The following is a 17,945-nucleotide window of genomic DNA, read 5'->3' as shown; positions in this document are numbered from 1 at the left end:
TTTATTGCATTAAAAATCAATGAGTTATGTGGAAATTTCTGAGGGGGCGTGAATCTATCTCGACTTTCTTGATAGGGCGTAATGTAATTTTGTTACATCGGTGTATATTGAATCCGGGTTTTATTCGTCACTGAAGGATGATATTTGGCGTGCCATGCTGGACAGGGTTCAAGGTGCTGCCAATGGCTACTGAGTAAGACCCAATCATTTTTTAAACTTCTTACAGGAGATTCAAATTATGAGTTCATTTGCCCAGGTGGAAAATTTTAACAATCCGATTACTAACTTGCTTGACAGTAAAGCAGCCTCTCTTCTATCCGCCAACGCCAAGCAATTGCTGGAAGGCGACTTGTATGCGCTGGCATGGAAGAACCATACAGTCCGCACTGAAAAACTCAACGTGCGCGACTTGAATTCGATAGAAGAAGCATTCAGCAAACACAGCCTGCACGGCTCTGCCAACGCGCCGGTAGTTGGTTCTTCCTGTTGCTGCACCTGCACTCCAGCCTGCTGCTGCACCGCCGTCTCGGTCATCCGCCCGACCTGATCGGCCCGGTCGCGGCCATCCCACGTCATTAAACCTGTTGAATCATATCGGGACCCGCGACTGTCCGGGGTAAGTTGCTATCCGCGCGATGCGGCGCGTGGCATGGGAACGGCTACGCAATGTGTCGTGCTGATAGCTGTAGTGTCCATTCATCAGCAAAATTCAGGGACGGATATGAATGAAAAGTTGATCCTGTTACCGATACAAATCATCGAGCAAGATGATGGCGTGATACTTAAGCGTGGACTTGAGCAAGTGTTAATTCCGGACAGTAATGCGCTATTAATCATCCGTGTGATACAGAAGGCCCTGCTGCAGCGTCCTTGCAGCGGCGATGAGTTGCTCGAATTATTTGCCGCGCCGGCCCGGCCTTTGATCGGTAGCTTGCTGGAGTATTTGCGCAAGAAGCGTTTCTTGCTGCCGCAGCACGAAGTCGGCGCGCATCAGAATGACGGACAGGAATCTGCTCAAGATGTTTTTTATTGGCACTTTAACCAACATCAAGAGCAGGTCGCGGCGGCCTTGAATCAACGTCGATGGCTGTTTGTCGGCGTCAATCTGCTGAATGAAAAATTGTTGCAGGCGATGTTGGCGGAAGGCCTGGAAAACTATGCCGTGCTCGACGATCCAATGTTGCGCAATATCACGCTGTTTAACGATGAGCACCAGTTGATTTCGCCCTTTTGGCAACAACAGCGGCAGCGCTTCATCGACGAAGACGAGCTGCTGGCCGGCCGCGCCGGTGCAGGCGAATTCGGGTTTGTCGTGGCCGCCTCGGAGTTCGGCAGTTTTTACCTGATCGAACGGTGGAATGAGTTCGCTGTCACGAACAAGATGGTGTTTTATCCTGCGGTGTTGCAAAACATGGTCGGCTATGCCGGTCCGCTGGTGATACCTGGCGAGACGGCCTGTTTCGCCTGCCTGAAGGCACGCCAGAACTCCCACAGCAACCAGTTTTCGGAAAAACGCCTGACCGAAAAGCATGCCTTTGCCGGTCAAAAAGTGGCGGCCTATCATCAGTCCATGATGCACATGCTGGCTGCCGTTGCCCAGTTCGATTTGCTGAAATTCAAGACCAACATCCAGTGGGAAACCGGCACCCTGTGCGAGGTGGACTTGCTGGGCGGCGCGATGACGCGCCGTAAATTACTGAAAGCGCCACGGTGTCCCGTGTGCAGCGGCTTGGCGACCATGCCCTTGGTCAATATCCGTAAGCAATTGACACCCAGCGATGCATGGGACGAAATTCGCCAGACGGTGGGCCACCATGAAGATTGAACTGAACACGCCATTGGCGCGCCTGAGCCATGCGCTGGACTACATTGTCGATAACAAGGTGGGACTGGTTGGCAATGTGGTCGAACATCCGGTCGAGATCGATTCGCCGCGCTTTTTCCGCTATAGCTGTAACGCCGGCAATACCGAGGCATTTGGCGAGTACCGCAATTTTGCCGTTGGCGGTGGTGCCGCCATCACGCGCGAAATGGCGCTGGCAAAAACGGTGGGCGAGGCGGTCGAGCGCTATTGTGCTGCGATCTATGACAAGCAGGAGTTCGCGCTGGCTTCCTATGACGAGGCGCGGTTCGATTGCATCGAACCGGCCGAGTTTGCGTTGTACTCGGACAGGCAGCATGAATATGCGCATTTCATGTTCGATCCCTTCCTCAATTCATCGAGGGTGCGCTGGGTGCCAGCCACCGACCTGCATCGCGCAAGCACGGTGCATGTGCCTGCGGCAATGGTGTATGTGCCGTACTTTTTTTACGAAAACGGCGACGAGACACCGATCACGCAGCCGATTTCGACCGGCCTGTCTTGCCATTGCAGCCTCGAAGAAGCATCGATCGGCGGCCTGTGCGAAGTGATCGAACGCGATTGTTTTTCGATCACCTGGCAGGCGCGCCTGTCGCGTCCGCAGATCTGCCAGGACACGCTGTCGGCCGCCAACCGTGACCTGCTGCGGCGCTTCGAGCAGGTTGGCTACCGGGTTTTCCTGATCGATATCCGCAATGAATCGGGGGTGCCGTCGGTAATGGCGGTGGCGCGCCATCACGGCCATTTCCTGCCGATGGTGGTGGCGGCGTCGACCGCACTGAGCGCCGAGGAGGCGATCCGCAAGGCACTTGAAGAACTGGCGCATACCGAGCGTTACGCGTTCCAGATCAAGGGAGAAGTGCCGCCCGTTGAACCCGATCCGGAATTTGACAATATCGCCGGGCAGGTCGATCACGTCAACTTCTGGACCAATCCCGAAATGACGCAGCATGCCGAATTCCTGTTTTCGTCCAGTGAGCGCTGCGACTGGCGCGACATGGAAAATTTCGACAAGGGCACGCCGAAGGCCAGTCTGGCTCATCTGGTGGAACGCATCGGGGAAACAGGTTACCGCGCGCTGGTGTGCGACATCACCAGTGCCGACGTGCGCCAGCTGGGCATGGTCGCTGTGCGTGCGCTGATTCCCGGCTATCACCCCTTGTTCATGGGATACCACCACCGCGCGCTGGGCGGCAAGCGTTTATGGCGCGTGCCGCAGCAGCTGGGTTTTCCCGGCCTTGATCAGGCCAGCGGCGATTATCCATTTCCGCATCCTTTTCCATGAAGCATATACGACACTGACAAAGGGCCGCCGATGTTACACACGCTTTGGAAGAATCTCGAACTCGACGCCGATTCAGGCGCCATGAGCTGGGAGCAGTTTCATGAGAGCGCCAAGACAGGCCACTACGATATGGCGCTGCCGAACCAGGTGGTGCTCGATGAAATGGCCAATCTGTACGAGTCGCTGCCGTACAAGAATGCCGTGCCGATTGCCTTGCCATCCACCTTGGCGCCGATCACCGGGAAATTGTCCGACATCATGCAGCGCCGCGCCACGCCGCGCGAGTGCCGCCCGGTGCCGCTTGACTTGATCCAGCTGCGCACGCTGCTGCATCTGGCCTACGGCGAAACACGCGACAATAAAGATAATCCTTATGCGCCGCGGCCGTTCCGTACCGTGCCCTCCGGTGGCGCACTGTATCCGCTGGAACTGTATTTTCACAATGGGGGGCAGGTCGAGGGCCTGGCGGCGGGACTGTATCATTACTCGCCTACACTGAACGCCGTGCATTTGCTCAAGCCGGGCAGTCACGCCACGCATATCGCCGCCGGACTGGTGGAGTTCCAGAGTCACCTGGCCGATAATTTGTCGCTGGTAATTTTTATTACCGGCATGTTCCAGCGCTCAATTTTTAAATACCGCAACAAGGGCTACCGTTTCACCCTGTTCGAAGCGGGACATGTGGCGCAAAATCTCAACCTGGCGGCGACTGGACTGGGTTTGGGAGTGATCAACATCGGTGGATTTTATGACCGTGCCATCGATGAATTGCTGGGCATTGATGGTATTAACCACTCGATCTTGTACATGACCGGCATCTGCAAGGGGGACGCGGCATGACGGCGCCGGTACGAATTGTGCGCGGTCCCGGTCCACGGCGCATCGCCGCCTGGCGGGTGCAGTCGTTCGAGGCATTGTGGCGGTCGATGGGAATCGCCGAACCGGCGCGCCAGTGCATATGCGCGGACCTGACGCTGGGCGCCTGGCGCGGCCATGGCCTGGCGCGCGAATGGGGCCAGCAACTGGACTTGGCTGAACCGGAGCCTATCCAGCCAGTGTTGGCAGCGGACGGCGCCGATATCGATCATTATGCCGATACGGTTGGCATCCTGATCGACAATGAAAGCGAGGGCGACCGTAATTTCATGCGCGCCCATGCGCTGGCCTGCGCTCTGGTGGCCGCCGTGCGCGAGCGCGGCGTGTCCCATTTGCTGCTGGCCGCACCGCTGGGAGCGCACGAGTGGGGTAGTGAAAACCTGCAGTTGCTTAAGCTGCTGCAAGATGCCGCGCCGCATTATGGTTTCCAGCTTGCCGTGCTCTTGCAGTCGGATGCTGTTATACCGCAGGTGGCCGGGCTGGAACTGGTGCCGCAGAACGACGCTGTAGCGCCAAGTCACCCAACCGTAGCCTTTCCAGTACCGGGACTGGCCGACGCAGGCTGGGCGGCAGCCCAGTATCGCGCGATGGATGTGCTGCAGCTACATAATGGCAAACTGTTTATTTCGCCGAACTGGCGTGACCCGCGAGCAGGTGGCGCCGCTCCGGCTGGCATCGGCGAGCATCTGCAAGTGTATTTTGTCTTACGCGATGGCCGACAGGAGGTCGACTTCCTGCAGCGTCAGGCGGACTTGCGATTTGCCGAAGGGGCGTATGGCCTGGCGTTGCGGATACTGGACCACATAGCCCAGGATGCGCTGGCGCCGTTGCCGGCGGCGCTGGTGGAAGCGCAAAAGCAAAATATTGCGATTGCCTTGATGGATTTCCTGCGTGCTGCGCAAGGCCGGCTGCCGGCCGATACGCTGCCGCCAGTAGTCAAGGCTTCGCTTTACCAAAGCAAGGCATGGGGCATGGTGATGAGCGGGCAGGCTGCGTTGGCCGAACAGTATTTCGCGTTGGCACGGCAATACCTGGACCCGGTGCAGCATCGGCGCCTGTACTTGTATTTATTGAATATTTCAGCGCTTAATCAATTAAGGCTGGGGCAGGTCGAGCAAGCACTGGCATTTGAAAATGAAATCGAGCGCCAGTTGACCGAGTTACCCGACCCGGACTGGCACCTGATCTACATCAATAGCCTGAACCAGGCGCGTATCTTCAAGAAATGCCGAGATCTTGAACAGGCCGAACATTATTACAACCGCGCCTTCTTCATTAATTTTCAGTTGCGCAATGAAAGCGATTTGCTATACACCAACCTCTGCTATGCCCAGCTGGAATCATTGCGTGGTTCGCCTGAAACAGCTTTGATGTATTGGCTGCGTACCTGCCTGCACTGGCTCTCGAACGCGATGCCGGAAGCGTTGGCGCCGCGGGTGGCGCAAGCGATCCTTGGGATGCCGCTGTCGAACCAGGATGCCGATGTCGAAAAAATCTCGGTGGTGCTCAGTGAGCAGCTGCTGGTCGCGGTCAAGGCGGTCGGACGTAGTGTCTCTCCTTTGCCGCAAGCGATTGTGCTGCAGCGCATCGATGCCGCATCGCGCGCCGAAATTTGTCTCGCCCAGCCCGGCTGGAGCGTATTTGCTACCGGGCAGGGCGAACGCCTGGAAACGATTTTCACCGGCCCGGCCTATCGCTTGCTTAACCGGCAGGTGCTGGGGGTATTGGCTGCCGATTTCCCGCAAGTTGATTTCAAGCTATTCCGTACCTTGTTCACCGATGCGCAGTGGGGTATTGAACTCGCCGAACAGCCCCGTGAACTGGTGTGGGCGTGCCTCAAGTGGCAGGTTCCGGAACTGCTGTGCCAAGGCCAGCGTTACCGGATCGATGAAAATAGTTTGCAGACGTTTGACGGGTTTCGCATCGAAAGCAGCCGTGCGATTAATTACGTCCGGGTCGGCCCGCAGCAATGGCAGGTGCACTTCAAGCGCTATTTGAAACCACTCGCGTTAAATAAGGATGAACAGCGCTGCATGGAGCATTTGCGTACGCCATCCACCTTTGCTGAAACAGGGACGGCGCTGGGAATCGATGCGCACAGCTGCTGGCGCCTGATTAACAGCATGGCGGAAAAGCGCCTGGTGTCGGTGTTGTAATGAAGAGGCTGATTTTGCCGTTTGAGATGGAGCCGCAGCAGGGCAGCCTGCTGTGCTGGGCCGCGATTGCGGTGTCGCTCAAGCGCTTCTACGACCCGCGCCAGGCGATCGATCAGATCGGCTTTGCCCGCTCCCTTCTGGGGGAGAATTACGACCAGGTTTGTGCTCCGCTGGATGCGCTCGAGCATGCGGGGTTACGCTATCGGGAGCAGGAAGGCTGTATTGCGCCCGGAGCGATACAGCGAGAGCTGGAGCAGGGCCATCCGGTGCTGGTGGCAGCGCGCTTTTTTATCGGCTGGCATTTGCTGGTCGTGCACGGCATCGATGGCGATCAACAATTAATGATCGCCGATCCGCTGCATGGGGCATCGCGTTGTTCCTATGTGGATTTTGCGTCGGCCTATCGCGAGCATTATGCATGGTCGCATACCTACTGCCGGATCCCTGCGTAGCCATCGGCAAGGCGTCTGACGGTTCAGATATTTTCCATCATAAATCAATGAATACCCGCATCCGCAATGGCAGGTGAGTGCGGCGGCCATACACGATGTGCAGGTCGATATCGTCGCAGGCGTAGTGCTCCAGGCGTTCGACCAGGCGCCCGCCGGCCAGGTCTTCCTCGATATCCCATAGTTCTTGATCCCGACGCCATAGCCGTCAATGGTCCATTGATGCGATACTTCACTGCTGGTGGTTGACAGTCGCCCAAACAAGCCGGGGTCAGTGCGAAGCCGGGGTCAGTTTGAGCTAGTCCTGAGCTAGTCCGGTTTTCATGGGCATCCTAATAGGGACAATGTTCCCCGGAAGATACTCATGAAGAAGAAACAGTGACTGCTCGAAGCAGGAGATCGCCCCACACCACCGGAATCAACACCAAAGGCGCGCACCACACTTATCGATGCTTTCAAGCTGGATGCGAAAGTGCCACTGATTTGCCGATAACACAGGAGCTAAGTCGCAATCAGTTCTACAACTAGTTGAAAAACTTGGCGAGCGATCCTTGGGGAAGGCTTTATGCTTTCCCCGGTCGGCTGCTTGCAGGTAATCTGAGCGAAGTGGCGCAATCAGGACTTGACCTTGCGTAGTTTCAAGAGAAAATGGTCATCTTTTAAAAGTGCAATGCGTTGAAGTTAAGGGAAGTAAGTCCCCTTTGAGTGACAAGCAGCGCAGCGAATTTTCCGTAGAGTTTCCATGTCGTTCATCGACATCAACGACCGCCTGCGTCTTCAAGACTATCTCGCTATCAAGTTGATAATCCATTATGTTAATTTGATGGCGAAAAATGGCATAACGCCATCTTCCTCGCTTGCCCAAAAACAATGCCACCTGAGGTCGCACGCAGCCATTTTTCAGAGTGGCAAGAGTGTTGGCATGCATGCCGGTATGGCCGACATCGAAGATGGGCGCGCGATTAAAAATCCTTCATTATTCAAGAACCGAAAAGGTGAGATCATTAGGCCATGGCTGCGCCTGGTAAGTTTTTCGCATAGGGTCAGTCATGCTAGTCAACGCTATAAAACCTATATGAGACATCTTAGCCACCTTTTCGGGAGTACTTTACATGAAATATATTTCGCTTATTATTTTGAGTGCTGCGGCTGTCGCTATCGCGGGTTGCGCCACTACTCCATCTGTCAGTACGCCGGGCGACCTGGTTGCCGATGCGGTCATGAAGCCGACGCGTGACAGTGAAGCCAGCGGCAGCGTCCATTTTGAGCAAAAGGATGGCCGGGTTTGGGTAACGGCCAGTATCGGCGGCTTGTCGCCTGGCCGGCATGGCTTCCACATCCATGAAAAAGGCGATTGCAGCTCGCCGGATGCATTGAGTGCGGGCGGGCACTTTAATCCGACCGGAACGCAGCATGGCAATCCGGTCAGCGGCGCGCACCATGACGGCGATTTCGGCAATCTGGAAGCGGATATGAATGGCAGTGCGGAATTGAAAACGTCATTTCCTGTGAGCCAGATTTCGCTGGACAAAGGCGCCGCCAACAGCATTATCGGCCGTGGCTTGATCGTACACGCCAGCGAAGACGATTTCCGGACCCAGCCAACCGGTAACTCCGGCGCCCGCCTGGCTTGCGGCGTGATCGCGTTGAAATAAGTCCAGATGATCACTGGCGGCGGCTCAGGTTGCCGCCAGCGATGCTTCCTTTGCAATAAGGCGCGCCGGCGCCTGGCGGCCCGATCCCCAGGCTGGAATAATTAGTTTCATCATGCTAAACTAATTAACCGAAACAGCCAGCGTAGTAGTCTTCCCGCAAAAACACATGACAACTGCAACGCCTGCGCCCCGCCCCGGGCGTCCTCGCACCATCACGCGCGAGCGTATCGCCGATGCCGGCATGGCGATGGGGCTACCCAAGCTGACGTTTGTTGGCGTGGCCGCCTTGCTCGGGGTCAGTCATATGGCGCTCTACAAGCATGTCGAGAACCTGGCGGCGCTCAAGCTGCTGGTGGCCGAAGCAATTTTCATGCGCTGGCAGCTCCCCGATACCGGCAATGATGAGCTGGAACACTTTCTGCTGCGCTTTAGCGCGTCCTTGCGGGAATTGGTCAAATCGCATCAGGGCCTGGCGCCGTATCTGATACGCCGGAAGGTGGCCACCCCCGGCATGCTGGCCAGGATAGTTGCGCATCAGGCCGAAGTGGCGCGCCTGTACGGCATCCCCATGGAGCGCGCCCGCTGGCTGCTGTCGACGGTAGCCTTTCATTGCATCGCCCTGGCCGATACCGTGTACGCGGCGAAGGACGAAGCGTGGGAAGAGGAAGACAGGGCGATCGAGGCCGAGTTTGACCTGGGCATGCACGCGCTCATCATCGGTGCGCTGGCCATGCAGCCACAGTAAGGGCGCAACTTGATTGCACCCGCTTAATGAATCTTATACAATGTAAATAATTATCATTCGCATTTAAATTCACTGCCCATCGCCTTCGTTGGCCGGCCGTTGGGCACCATCGGGCACAGGAAGGATATCGTGGGCACCGCCGAATTCGCACTTCAGCAACAAGTCGACACGCTATACGTAGACCATCACGGTTGGCTGCGTGGCTTGCTGCGCCGCAAGTTGGGCAATGCCTTCGATGCGGCCGACCTGGCGCACGACGTGTATTTGCACCTGATGAAAACGGGGCGCATACCGCCCGTCGACGAGTCGCGGCGCCACCTGACCCAGATCGCCAATGGCTTGGTGATCGACCTGTACCGCCGCCGCCAGATCGAGGCGGCTTACCTCGATGCACTGGCCATGTTGCCGGAAGCGTTTGCACCATCCGAGGAAACGCGCGCGCTGGCGGTGGAAGCGCTGGTCGAAATCGATGCGATATTGCATAGCCTGCCGGCCAAGGCGCGTCAGGCGCTGCTGCTGTGCAAGCTCGATGGCATGAGCTACCGCGATATCGCTGCCGAGCTGAAAGTGTCGGTGTCTTCCGTTGAAAAATACCTGGCCGCCGGCCTGCAAGCTTGTTACCACGCCTGGCACGGGACGGGACGTTGATCAGTCCGGCCATTGTCCAGCGCGCGTCCGAATGGATGGTGCGGCTGTGGGCCGATGACGCCAGCGAGGCAGACCGCGCCGCCTGCGAACGCTGGCGCGCCGAACACCCTGACCACGAACTGGCCTGGCGACGCTTGCAATCGTTCGACGATAAATTATCCAGTGCGCCGCGCGAGGTGGTGCGCCATGTCTTGCGCGAGCCTGCGCCCGCCGCCTTCCTGGCCCGTCGGCGTGCCTTGCAAATACTTGGCCTGGCCGTCACGGCAGGCGGCGGCGCTTGCCTGCTGGGTGGCAGCGATCGCTGGCAACTGGCCATGGCTGGCCATAGCACCGCCACCGGTGAAATTCGCACGATTACTTTGGCCGACGGCAGCACGGTGGTGCTGGCTTCCGCTTCGGCCATCGACGTGCGTTTCACCCAAGATGAGCGCCTGATCGTGTTGCGGGCCGGTGAAATCCTGGTCACCAGCGGACCCGATCCCGCACCCACTTACCGGCCCCTGCGCGTGCGGGACCGGCACGGCACCGTGCAGGCGCTGGGCACGCGTTTTACGGTGCGCCAGGATGCAGATAGTTCACACGTGGCCGTATATGGAGGCGCGGTCGAGCTGCGGCCCGCGCATGCGCCGGACGCTGCTGTGCGTCTCGATGCAGGGCAGGGCGCCAGCTTCAGCGCCAATACGGTGCAAGCACCTGCCCAGGTGCCGGAACATGCCGCCGCCTGGGCCAGGGGTTTGCTGGTGGCCGACGGCATGCGGCTCGATGCGCTGATCGCGGAACTGGCCCGCTACCGGCCGGGCTTGCTGCGCTGCGACCCGGCAATTGCGCACCTGAAAGTGAGCGGTGTCTTTTCCGTGAGCAACACGGACCGGGCGCTGCATAACCTCACGCGCGTGCTGCCGGTCGACGTGGTATCGCGTACCCGCTACTGGGTGACGGTGAAGGCGGCGGCTGCTGTTACAAAATAATCGGGCAATGGATTGAGGGTTTGACGATCTCGTTCGGGAGATAAGCAAGAGCTTATTAATTTCCGGGAGTCTGTATGAGTAGCAAAGAGGTGACGGCACCGAATGGCGCCAGTCCGGTCGCGCAGGTATTGCGGCCCATCCGCGGGCGGCTGGTCGTGGCGTGTTTGCTGTCCGCCGTGGGCAGCATGCTGACCCTGGTGCCGCTGGCCGGTATCGCTGAAATCGCCAGGGCCGCCCTGGGCAGCAACCGGGCAGCGCAGGATGCAGTGTGGCCGATCGTCGGCATCAGCGTGGCCAGCCTGCTGGCCGGTATGCTGCTGGTATCGGCCGGCGAGATGGCTGCGCACCTGGCGGACAATCACATCACCCACCATCTGCGGCTGCAGATCATGCGGCGGCTGGCGCAAGTGCCGCTGGGCTGGTTCACCAGCCGCGTGTCGGGCGAAGTCAAGCAGGCCATGCAGGACGATATCGCTACCTTGCACAGCCTCACTGCGCACTTCTTCACGACCACCGCGCGCGCCGTCGGCGTGATCGCCATCTCCTTGATTTATCTGTTCGCCATGGATTGGCGCCTGGCCCTGATCGCGATTGTGCCATTTCCCTGTTTCTTCCTGTTCTTTGGCCGCGCCATCAAGGCCAGCGCGGGCAATATGCAGGAATTTATTACGGGGCTGGGGCGCATCAATAACGCCGTGATCGAATTCGTCAACGGCATCCCTGTCGTCAAGGCCTTTGGCGCCACGGGCCGCGCGCATGCCGGCTACCGCGAGGCGGTCGACGCTTTCGCGCTGGCCTTTGCCGGTTTTACGCGTCCGCTGGTGTCGTCCATGGCCAATGCCAATGCGATGATCGCGCCGGTGGCGGTGCTGGGTGTGGTGCTGGTGTTCGGTACGCTGTTTGTCAGCCTGGGCTGGATGGCGCCCGTGGACGTGCTGCCGTTCGCGCTGGCGGCGCCCGGTATTTCCGCGCCGCTGCTGCTATTGCATTACCTGACGCATGACTTAAACAACGCCACCGCCGCCGCGCAGCGCGTGCAAACCCTGCTACAGACGCCGGTGCTGGAACAGCCGGAGCCAGGCCAGTGCCAGCTGCCTGCCAGCAGCGAGCTATGCGTCGAACATCTAGGCTACTCCTACGACGGGCAACACCAGGTGCTGTCCAATATCAGCTTCACCCTCAAGCCCGGCACGGTGACGGCCATTGTCGGCGCTTCCGGGTCGGGCAAGTCGACGCTGGCCCGGCTGCTGCTGCGCTTTTTCGATTCCACGCAAGGGCGCATCGCGCTGGGCGGTGTCGATCTGCGCCAGATCGCCACCTCGGAACTTTACCGCTCCATCGGTTTCGTGCTGCAGGAAGTGCGGCTGATACACGCCAGCGTGCGCGAGAACATCGCGCTGGGCCGCCCGACGGCCAGTGCACAGGAGATTGAAGACGCCGCGCGCGCGGCCAACATCCATGAACGCATCCTGGCGCTGCCGCGCGGCTACGACTCGGTGGTTGGCGAGGATGCCCAGCTGTCCGGCGGCGAGCAGCAGCGCATCAGCATCGCCCGCGCAGTGCTGCTGGCGCCGTCCGTGCTGGTGCTCGATGAAGCCACGGCGGCGGCCGATGCTGAAAACGAAGTGCTGATCCAGGAAGCGCTGTCGCGTTTTGCCCAGGGCCGCAGCCTGCTGGTGATTGCGCACCGCCTGGACACCGTCATGCATGCGGACCACATCATCGTGCTGGAAAACGGCGCGATAAGCGAACAGGGCAGCCACGCCGAACTGCTGGCCCGCCATGGCCGCTATGCGCGGCTGTGGGAGTTGGGTGCTTATCAAACATCGCTGGAGTCAATACCTTGCTGAAGACCTTTATACAACTGCTGGGTGCAGACGCGCCCGTGTTTCGCCGCTACGTATCGATGGCCATCGCCTATGGTGCGCTGTGCGGACTGACCGTCACCGTGCTGGTGCCCGTGCTTAGCCACTTGCTGGCCGGCGACGTGCAGGCGGCTAGCCTGTGGCTGGCCGTGCTGCTGGCCGGCATGGTGGTTTGCTGGGCTTGGCGCAGAGTGGTGGAAAGGGCGGGTGTGCGGGTAGGTGTCACCGTGCTGCAGGCGGGACGCCAGCGCATCGGCGTGCAGGTGGCCGGTTTGCCGGTCGGCTGGTTCACGCCAGAGAACACGGCCAGATTAAGCCATGTCGTCACGCAGGGCATGATGCAGGTGGCGCAGCTGCCTGCCCACGTATTGACACCCGTGATCAGTGGCGCCGTCACGCCACTGGTAGTCATGCTGGCGCTGTTTGCCCTGCACTGGTCGCTGGGCCTGATCGCCTTGCTGTCGCTGCCGGTGCTGGCGACCGCCTTGCTGCTGACCGCCCGCCTGGGCCAGCGCGCCGATGAGGCGTATCACCGCCAGTTCGCCGCCACCAGCGCGCGCATGGTGGAATTCGCCCAGGCGCAATCGGTGCTGCGCGCCTTCGGCGGCGACGGCGGCGGCACGCGTTTGCTGGAGCAGGCCATTGCGGACCAGCGCCAGGCGGGCGGACGTTTGATTATCTTGTCTTCCCTGTCGGCCGTGTTCAACGCCTGGGTGGTGCAAGCCATCTTTGGCGCCTTGCTGGTCGCTTGCGCGCTCTGGCTGCAAATGGATATGGACAGCGTCATCGCGGTGATCGTGGCGCTGCTGCTGGTGATCCGCTTCGTCGATCCGCTGCTCGACGTGGCCGCGTATGGCGAAGTGCTGCGCGGCGCACGGGGACAGCTCGATGCCGTGCGCGATATCCTCGCCGTCCAGCCTTTGCCGGAGCCTGCAGCGCCGCTGGCGCCACGCGATGGCTCGGTCGAACTGTGCGATGTGCGCATGCGTTATGCACCGGGTCAGCCCGAGGTGCTGCGCGGTCTCAGCCTGCGCGTGGCTCCCGGCAGCATGACGGCGCTGGTGGGCGCGTCCGGTTCGGGCAAGAGTACGGTGCTGCGCCTGATCGCCCGTTTCTTTGATGTCGATGCCGGCAGCGTGCGCGTGGGCGGCGTCGATGTGCGTGAGATGTCCAGCGAGCAGCTGGCCGGCCAGATCAGCCAGATTTTCCAGGACAGTTATCTGTTCCAGGGCAGCATTGCCGACAATATCCGTATCGGCAAACCCGATGCCAGCGAGGCCGAGGTGCTGGAAGCGGTGGCCCAGGCCGGCGTGAGCGAAATCATCGCCCGCTTGCCAGAGGGCCTGGCGACGGCGGTGGGCGAGGGCGGCGTGCGCCTGTCTGGCGGTGAACGCCAGCGCATCGCCATCGCCCGCGCCCTGATCAAGGACGCGCCCATCTTGCTGGTCGATGAAGCGACGGCCGCGCTGGACGCGGAAAACCAGGCGGCCATCGCCGAGGCGCTGGCCCGGCTGCGCGGCAAGCGCACGGTGATCGTCATCGCGCACCAGTTGTCGACGGTGGCCATGGCCGACCAGATCGTGGTGCTCGATGGCGGCCAGGTCAACGAACAAGGGACGCCCGCGCAGTTGAGTGCCAATGGCGGGCCTTACGCGCAATTCCTGGCCCAGCGCCAGGCGGCAAAGGGTTGGCGCATTGCGTCGCCATCGCAGCAGGCCGGGACTATGTCTTGATCCATTCCGTCTCTGGCCGTTTGCTGCTGCCCATATTCGTTTTGCTGTGCTGCGCCTCGCTGCTGGTCGGCGCCAAACACCTTTCGTGGCAGCAGATGCTGTCCGGCTCCAGCGACGCCTGGCTGACCGTCACCGCCAGCCGTTTGCCGCGGCTGGCGGCGCTGGTGCTGACGGGTGTGGGCTTGTCGGTCTGCGGCGTGATCCTGCAGCAAATCGTGCGCAATAAATTCGTCGAACCGGCCACTTCGGGCGGGCTCGATGCGGCCAAGCTGGGCATATTGATCTCGCTGACCCTGATGCCCGGCGTGGGCGCGGCCGGAAAAATGCTGTTTGCATTGACCTTCTGTTTTGCCGCCAGCGTGCTGTATGTGGCCATCATCCGCCGCATCCAGTTCAAGAACACGGTGCTGGTGCCCGTGGTTGGCCTGATGTATGGCAGCGTGCTGAGCGCCATTGCCGAGTTTTACGCCTACCGCCACAACATCCTGCAAAACATGCAGGGCTGGCTGCTCGGCGATTTTTCGCGCATCGTCCAGGGCAACTACGAAATCATTTATCTGATCCTGCCCATCGTGGCGCTCACCTATCTGTACGCGCAGCGCTTCAGCGTGCTGGGCATGGGCGAGGGCATGGCCACCAGCCTGGGGCTGAACTATGGCGCCACGGCGGCGCTTGGGCTGATGCTGGTGGCCGTCACGGTATCGGCCACGGTGATCACGGTGGGGGCGATTCCGTTTGTCGGCCTGGTCGTACCGAATCTGGTGGCCATGCACTACGGCGAAAACCTGCGCCGCACCTTGCCCATCGTCGCCCTGTGCGGCGCTACGCTGCTGCTGGCCTGCGATATCGCCGGGCGCTTGCTGATCTACCCGTTTGAAGTGCCGATCGGTTTGACGGCTGGTGGCGCGGGTGGCTTGCTGTTCCTGGCCCTGCTGATCTGGAAAAACAAATGATGGACCTCTCTACTCGGCCGGCCATCTGGCCGCCTTTGCTGCTTCTGCTGGTTCTGCTGGCCCTGGCGGCCACCTTTGTTTTCTGGTCTTCCGGCTTCGATTTCGACTACGTGATTCCCAAGCGCCTGGCGCGCCTGGCCGCCATCGTGATCGGCGGCGTCTGCGTGGCTTTTTCATCGATATTGTTCCAGACCATCGCCGGCAACCGGATTTTGACGCCGGCCGTGATGGGTTACGAAGCCGTGTATCTGCTGCTGCAAGCGCTGCTGATTTTGGCCATGGGCACGCAGGCGCTGGTGGTAGTGAGCCAGATCAATAATTTCTTCCTGTCCATCGCCTTCATGCTGGCTTATTCCTGGGCCATCCACCGCTGGCTTTTGCGTGATGGCAAGAACAACGTGGTTTTCCTCTTGCTGCTGGGACTGGTGCTCAGCATGGTGATCGCCACCTTCACCCAATTCGTCCAGCTGCGCATCAGTCCCGGTGAGTTTTCCATCCTGCAAGGCTACAGCCATACCTCGTTTAACCGGGCGCAACCGATGCAACTGCTGTATTCGGGTCTGCTGGTGGTCGCCGCCTGCCTGGCCGCCTGGAAAACCTTGCCGGTGCTGGACGTGCTGTCCCTGGGGCGCGACCAGGCCATCTCGCTGGGCGTGCCTTACCGGCGCTACGTGCAGTTTTACCTGGCATTGACCGCGCTGCTGGTGGCGGTCTCGACCAGCTTGCTGGGGCCGACCGCCTTCATGGGCATTTTCGTTGCCAACATCACGTATGCGCTGGCCGGCAGCGTGCGGCACAAGCTCACCTTGCCGCTGGGCTGCGTAATTGCCATCGGCATCTTTTTGCTGGCCCAGCTGCTGGTCGAGCATGTTTTCAATTACAAGACCACCGTCAGCATCCTCGTCAACCTGGTGTGTGGCGCTTATTTCCTCGCACTCATGGTGCGCAAGCAGGGTAGAGCATGATTACTGTCAAGAATATCGATAAAAGTTACGGCAGCAAGAGCGTGCTGTCTGGCGTCAGCGTGCAGTTCCCCAAGGGGCAAGTCACCTCGCTGATTGGTCCGAATGGCGCGGGCAAGTCCACCTTGCTGATGCTGATTGCGCGCCTGCTGGAAGCCACGCAGGGCGAGATATTGCTGGGCGACCGCTTGATTACCGCCATTCGCACCAGCGACTATGCGCGCCAGGTCGCTACCCTGCGCCAGTCGCCCGACTTCAACCTGCGCCTCACCGTCGAGGAACTGGTGGCTTTCGGGCGCTTTCCCTACAGCCGGGGCGCCTTGACGCCGCAGGACCGGCAAGCCATCGCTGACGCGATTGCCTTCTTGTCGCTGGAGCCGCTGCGCCATGCTTTTATCGATGAATTGAGCGGCGGCCAGCGCCAGATGGCCTTCCTGGCGATGACCATCGCCCAGCAAACGCAGGTGCTGCTGCTCGATGAACCCTTGAACAACCTGGACATGAAACATGCGGTGCACATCATGCGTGCGCTGCGCCGACTGTGCGACGAGCAGGGCCGCACAGTGATTTTAGTCGTGCATGACATCAATTTTGCCGCCAATTATTCCGACCATATCGTCGCCATGAAAGAGGGGCGGCTCGCATTTTGCGGTCCGGTGGCCGAGGTGGTGACGCAAGAGCGCCTGCAAGCGCTGTACGAACTGGACTTCGACATCGTGCGCAGTGAGCGTGGCTGTCTTTGTAATTATTTCAACCCATCAGGAGAACTGGCATGATCCGCACTTTATTCAAACTGGCCGCTTTGAGCCTGGCGCTGACGGCATTGCAAGCTTGCAGCAAGACGGAACCTGCTGCCGTGGCTCCCCAGTCCGCCTACGCACCGATTACTGTCACGCACAAGCTGGGCGATACCGTGATCACGCGGCAGCCGCAGCGGGTAGCGGCGCTGGATATGAATGAAGTCGATTTTCTCGACCAGCTTGGCATTCCCGTGGCGGGCACGGTCAAGGATTACATGCCGCATTTCCTGGCCAAATACAAGGATGATGCGCAGGTGGCCGACCTGGGAGCCATCGTGCAGCCCAACCTGGAGCGCGTGCATGCGCTCAAGCCGGACTTGATACTGATCACCTCCTTGCAAGCGAATCACTACCAGGAATTGAGTGAAATCGCCCCGACCCTGCATTTCGACGTGGATTACCGCGATAGCCGCAGCGGGCATATCGATATCGTCAAGCAGCATTTGTTGACCCTGGGACGTATCTTCGGCAAGGATGAGCTGGCTCGCCAGAAAGCCGCTGAACTTGATACCAAAGTCGCGGAGGCCAAACACATCATCGAAAACCGGCCTGAAAAGGCCTTGATCGTGCTGCACAACAATGGCGCCTTCAGCGCGTTTGGTCTGAAGTCGCGCTATGGCTTCGTGTTCGATGCACTGGGCGTGAAACCGGCCAGCACGGCCGTGGAAGCGGGCCTGCATGGCCAGCCGATATCGAGTGAATTCATTCAGCAAGCCGACCCTGACATCATTTACATCGTCGACCGCACGGCCGTGATGGAACACCGCCCCGTGATGGATGCCGAACGCATGGCGAACCCGCTGTTGCGCCAGACCAAGGCATGGAAGAACGGCAGGGTGGTCTTTGCCGATGCCGACGCCTGGTATATCACGGCTGCCAGCGTGGGTTCGCTGAAGATCGTGATCGATGATGTGCTCAAGGCTTACCAATAAATTCAATTGTGATTGAGGGTTTTGCCATTTCGTTCGGGAGACTAGATAAGAGCAAAC

General features: G+C 59.7%; 17 protein-coding genes. All 17 read left to right on the top strand.

From position 1 onward, the window contains the following. Window positions 1-238: 238 nt before the first annotated feature. Entirely contained in the window at window positions 239-547 is a 309-nt protein-coding gene (locus HDE75_RS01500; RefSeq protein WP_183679331.1) for a hypothetical protein, read from the top strand. 102 nt (window positions 548-649) lie between these two features. Further along, a complete protein-coding gene (locus HDE75_RS01495; protein ID WP_183679329.1) occupies window positions 650-1,825 on the top strand; it encodes a TOMM precursor leader peptide-binding protein in 1,176 nt (391 codons plus the stop codon). Then, window positions 1,815-3,146, top strand: a complete 1,332-nt coding sequence (locus HDE75_RS01490; protein ID WP_183679327.1) for a YcaO-like family protein — start codon at window positions 1,815-1,817, stop codon at window positions 3,144-3,146. The genes HDE75_RS01495 and HDE75_RS01490 overlap by 11 nt, the downstream gene beginning before the upstream one ends. Window positions 3,147-3,176: 30 nt before the next feature. Continuing rightward, complete coding sequence (locus HDE75_RS01485; protein ID WP_183679325.1) at window positions 3,177-3,986, top strand: SagB/ThcOx family dehydrogenase; 810 nt, start codon at window positions 3,177-3,179, stop codon at window positions 3,984-3,986. Beyond that, window positions 3,983-6,178, top strand: a complete 2,196-nt coding sequence (locus tag HDE75_RS01480) for a hypothetical protein (RefSeq protein WP_183679323.1) — start codon at window positions 3,983-3,985, stop codon at window positions 6,176-6,178. Before HDE75_RS01485 ends, HDE75_RS01480 begins: the two co-directional genes overlap by 4 nt. Then, window positions 6,178-6,630 (top strand): papain-like cysteine protease family protein, encoded by a 453-nt coding sequence (locus tag HDE75_RS01475; RefSeq protein ID WP_183679321.1) that lies wholly within the window; start codon window positions 6,178-6,180, stop codon window positions 6,628-6,630. Before HDE75_RS01480 ends, HDE75_RS01475 begins: the two co-directional genes overlap by 1 nt. A 739-nt stretch (window positions 6,631-7,369) precedes the next feature. Further along, complete coding sequence (locus HDE75_RS26655) at window positions 7,370-7,864, top strand: hypothetical protein (RefSeq protein WP_260178630.1); 495 nt, start codon at window positions 7,370-7,372, stop codon at window positions 7,862-7,864. Then, window positions 7,848-8,282, top strand: coding sequence for a superoxide dismutase family protein (locus tag HDE75_RS01470; RefSeq protein ID WP_260178629.1), 435 nt, complete (start codon window positions 7,848-7,850; stop codon window positions 8,280-8,282). The genes HDE75_RS26655 and HDE75_RS01470 overlap by 17 nt, the downstream gene beginning before the upstream one ends. Before the next feature lie 166 nt (window positions 8,283-8,448). Next, window positions 8,449-9,027 carry a TetR/AcrR family transcriptional regulator gene (locus tag HDE75_RS01465; protein ID WP_183679317.1) on the top strand — a complete coding sequence of 193 codons (579 nt, stop codon included), beginning with the start codon at window positions 8,449-8,451 and terminating at the stop codon, window positions 9,025-9,027. A gap of 129 nt (window positions 9,028-9,156) precedes the next feature. Then, complete coding sequence (locus HDE75_RS01460) at window positions 9,157-9,675, top strand: sigma-70 family RNA polymerase sigma factor (protein WP_183679315.1); 519 nt, start codon at window positions 9,157-9,159, stop codon at window positions 9,673-9,675. Next, the gene (locus HDE75_RS01455) at window positions 9,672-10,643 is read left to right on the top strand and encodes a FecR domain-containing protein (protein ID WP_260174206.1); all 972 of its coding nucleotides are present in this window, start codon (window positions 9,672-9,674) and stop codon (window positions 10,641-10,643) included. The genes HDE75_RS01460 and HDE75_RS01455 overlap by 4 nt, the downstream gene beginning before the upstream one ends. A gap of 74 nt (window positions 10,644-10,717) precedes the next feature. Then, complete coding sequence (locus HDE75_RS01450) at window positions 10,718-12,493, top strand: ABC transporter ATP-binding protein (RefSeq protein WP_183679313.1); 1,776 nt, start codon at window positions 10,718-10,720, stop codon at window positions 12,491-12,493. Further along, window positions 12,487-14,241 (top strand): ABC transporter ATP-binding protein, encoded by a 1,755-nt coding sequence (locus HDE75_RS01445; protein ID WP_183679311.1) that lies wholly within the window; start codon window positions 12,487-12,489, stop codon window positions 14,239-14,241. Before HDE75_RS01450 ends, HDE75_RS01445 begins: the two co-directional genes overlap by 7 nt. Next, window positions 14,238-15,194, top strand: coding sequence for an ABC transporter permease (locus HDE75_RS01440; RefSeq protein WP_311735143.1), 957 nt, complete (start codon window positions 14,238-14,240; stop codon window positions 15,192-15,194). Before HDE75_RS01445 ends, HDE75_RS01440 begins: the two co-directional genes overlap by 4 nt. Beyond that, window positions 15,194-16,159 (top strand): iron chelate uptake ABC transporter family permease subunit, encoded by a 966-nt coding sequence (locus tag HDE75_RS01435; protein WP_221291788.1) that lies wholly within the window; start codon window positions 15,194-15,196, stop codon window positions 16,157-16,159. The genes HDE75_RS01440 and HDE75_RS01435 overlap by 1 nt, the downstream gene beginning before the upstream one ends. Beyond that, window positions 16,156-16,932: an iron ABC transporter ATP-binding protein gene (locus HDE75_RS01430; protein ID WP_183679307.1), complete on the top strand. Its 777-nt coding sequence runs from the start codon at window positions 16,156-16,158 to the stop codon at window positions 16,930-16,932. The genes HDE75_RS01435 and HDE75_RS01430 overlap by 4 nt, the downstream gene beginning before the upstream one ends. Next, window positions 16,929-17,888 (top strand): siderophore ABC transporter substrate-binding protein, encoded by a 960-nt coding sequence (locus HDE75_RS01425; protein ID WP_183679305.1) that lies wholly within the window; start codon window positions 16,929-16,931, stop codon window positions 17,886-17,888. The genes HDE75_RS01430 and HDE75_RS01425 overlap by 4 nt, the downstream gene beginning before the upstream one ends. Window positions 17,889-17,945 lie beyond the last annotated feature (57 nt).

The organism is Janthinobacterium silvisoli, from assembly GCF_014200725.1.
GTDB lineage: Bacteria > Pseudomonadota > Gammaproteobacteria > Burkholderiales > Burkholderiaceae_D > Janthinobacterium.
The sequence above is the reverse complement of the archived record's forward strand: the minus strand, read 5'-3'. Positions and strand labels throughout refer to the sequence as shown.